The sequence below is a fragment of the Aerococcus sp. HMSC10H05 genome, assembly GCF_001806975.1.
GTDB classification, from domain to species: Bacteria; Bacillota; Bacilli; order Lactobacillales; family Aerococcaceae; genus Aerococcus; species Aerococcus viridans_B.
The window spans coordinates 1-2,776 of the sequence record NZ_KV786948.1 but is presented as its reverse complement, the minus strand read 5'-3'; the positions used below and the strand labels follow the sequence as shown (position 1 = coordinate 2,776).

Sequence of the window (2,776 nt, the reverse complement as noted above, 5' to 3'; positions counted from 1 at the left end):
AGGTGTAGTGATGGCACATCACGCAATCTATTCCTGAAGCGGACACCTGTCTGCCCTGACGAACCCGACTAAAAGGGATGTGAGACAGGGCGCTTAGACAGGAGACGATGGAAGAAATAGGTGTAGTGATGGCACATCACGCAATCTATTTCTGAAGCGGACACCTGTCTGCCCTGACGAACTCAACTAAAGGGTGCGGAGACAGGACGCTAAGAAAGGAACCGTGAAATACCGAGTCTATGCTTCTGCTAAATATTTCTCTTCGAATTCATCTAACAATTTACGTGCTTCATCAGTTGTTTCAGTTTCCATCAAACCAATTCGCAAGTCATTTGCGCCACGGAATGAACGGATATAAATTTTAAAGAAGCGACGTAATGGTTTATATGGGCGACCATCTTTAGCAGCATGTTCATCAAACAAATCTAAATGGTATCTGAATAAGTCTAATAACTCTTTTGGTGAATGTTCACGGGCTTCTTCTTCAAAAGCAAATGGGTTGTGGAATATACCCCGACCAATCATTACACCGTCTACACCATATTTATCAACTAATTCTTGGCCAACTTGGCGGTTAGGAATATCACCATTAATCGTTAACAAGGTGTTAGGGGCAATTTCATCACGTAATTTTTTGATTTCCGGAATCAATTCCCAATGTGCATCCACTTTAGACATTTCCGTCTTTGTACGTAAATGAATCGATAAGTTAGCAATATCTTGTTTTAATATTAAACTGAGCCATTCTTTATATTCTTCAGTATCTTGATGACCAAGTCTGGTTTTAACAGAAACCGGTAGGCCTCCTTCTTTAGCTGCATGAATTAATTCAACTGCTACATCTGGACGTAGGATTAACCCTGATCCTCGACCATGTTTAAAGACGTTAGGTGCTGGGCATCCCATGTTAATATCTAGACCAGCATAACCCATTTCGTTCATTCCTTTAGCCATAGTCGCAAAGTGATCAGGATTATCCCCCCAGATATGTGCTACGATAGGTTTTTCATCTTCTGTGAATAGTAAACGTGAATTTAATGAATCGCGACCTTTTGGATGTACATATGATTCTGAATTGGTAAATTCAGTAAAGTAAACATCTGGTTTAGCTGCTTTTTGAACTACATGACGAAAAACAGTATCTGTTACATCTTCCATTGGCGCTAAAATAAAAAATGGTCGTGGTAATTCTTGCCAAAAGTTTTTCTTTTCTTCCACAATAAGTTCCTTTCTCTTTTTCTTATATATTGAATACAAAACAAAAAAAGCTATCCGCTTTTTTTACTCTAGCATTTGTGCTTACAGCGATATATTATCTCAAATCTGAACCACAATTGGAAGAAAAATATCTTAATCATCATGATCTTTGTTATTAACGAGCGATAATGTCCTAGGTATTAATAAGGGAAAATGTCCCACCTTTTATGCTCTCGAAACTCAATCTAAGATAGTAGCTTTTTATATTTATTTGTGATACAATTCACATGTAAGGAGAATTAATAATCACTTTACTTTTATACATATGGTTTTGATTGTGAATTTTGTAACATAAACTAGGAGGTTTATTATGGCTAGAGTATTTGCAAGTCCGGCACATTATGTTCAAGGTAAAAATATTTTAACAAGTCAAGTCGCTATAGATTACATTCAAAAGTTAGGAGATAAGGCTTTACTACTAGCAGATGATGTTGTTTGGGAGATTATTGGGGAAACCTTAACTGATCGATTGACATCAGCTGGCATGACCATTATCCGGGAGCCCTTCCAAGGTGAAGCTTCTACTGCAGAGATTGATCGTGTAACGAAAATTGGCCAAGATAATGATGTCAATCTTGTTTTAGCACTGGGTGGGGGGAAAGCTATTGACGCTGGGAAAGCCATCGCCGATGACCTACAGGCGCCAGTAGCTATTTTGCCAACAGTTGCTTCTACAGATGCACCAACGTCTGCGCTATCTGTTATTTACTCTGAGGAAGGCGCCTTTGAGAAATATCGATTCTACAAGAAGAATCCTGATCTAGTCCTATTAGATAGTCAAATTATTGCACAAGCACCAGCTCGTTTCTTCGCTTCAGGAATCGCTGATGCACTAGCAACTGCAGTTGAAATGCGACCAACCATGATTGGTAACCACGATACCATGGCTGGTGGGAAAACAACTTTAGCAGCTCAAGCGATTGGAGACAAGAGTAAGGAAATCTTATTCGCTGACGGGGTTAAAGCCTTTAAAGCCGTTGAAAAACAGGCAGTCACACCAGCAGTTGAGAATGTTATTGAAGCCAATACACTGCTTAGCGGACTTGGTTTTGAATCTGGTGGTCTTGCGGCTGCCCATGCTATCCATAATGGTTTCACAGCTTTAGAAGGTGACATTCATCACCTAACTCACGGTGAAAAAGTTGCTTATGGTACGCTAACGCAACTCTTTATGGAAAATCGTCCAGCAGAAGAGATTGATGCCTACATCGATCTATATCAAGCTTTAAACTTACCTACTACCTTAAATGAATTACACTTAGATCCTAAAGACCGTGATGCCTTGATTCGCGTAGGGAAACAAGCCACAATTGAAGGGGAAACAATTCACAATATGCTTTATCACGTGACAGCTGAGGACGTTGCAGATGCTTTAATTGCTGTAGATGCATATGTCACTAGTCGAAAATAATTATCCATATTACTTAAAATAGGTTTATAGCGACTGAGGTAAACTCGGTCGCTTTTTCGTTTGCTCATACTGGGCAAAATCGAGTAGGAGGAATCTTTCGATTCCGAC

Annotated in this window: 2 protein-coding genes; one reads left to right on the top strand and one right to left on the bottom strand. The window is 39.5% G+C overall.

Features of this window, described 5'->3' with window-relative positions; all coding sequences use genetic code 11:
* Positions 1–237 precede the first annotated feature (237 nt).
* Positions 238–1,158, bottom strand: a complete 921-nt coding sequence (locus tag HMPREF3116_RS01020; protein ID WP_070467032.1) for a tRNA dihydrouridine synthase — start codon at positions 1,156–1,158, stop codon at positions 238–240.
* A gap of 409 nt (positions 1,159–1,567) precedes the next feature.
* Between HMPREF3116_RS01020 and HMPREF3116_RS01015 the strand changes: the two genes are divergently transcribed.
* Positions 1,568–2,668: a glycerol dehydrogenase gene (locus HMPREF3116_RS01015; protein ID WP_070467023.1), complete on the top strand. Its 1,101-nt coding sequence runs from the start codon at positions 1,568–1,570 to the stop codon at positions 2,666–2,668.
* Positions 2,669–2,776 lie beyond the last annotated feature (108 nt).

Excerpts from the sequence above, each read along its gene's own strand:
- HMPREF3116_RS01020 (WP_070467032.1), bottom strand. The coding sequence starts at position 1,158 with ATGGAAGATGTAACAGATACTGTTTTTCGTCATGTAGTTCAAAAAGCA.
- HMPREF3116_RS01015 (WP_070467023.1), top strand. The coding sequence starts at position 1,568 with ATGGCTAGAGTATTTGCAAGTCCGGCACATTATGTTCAAGGTAAAAAT.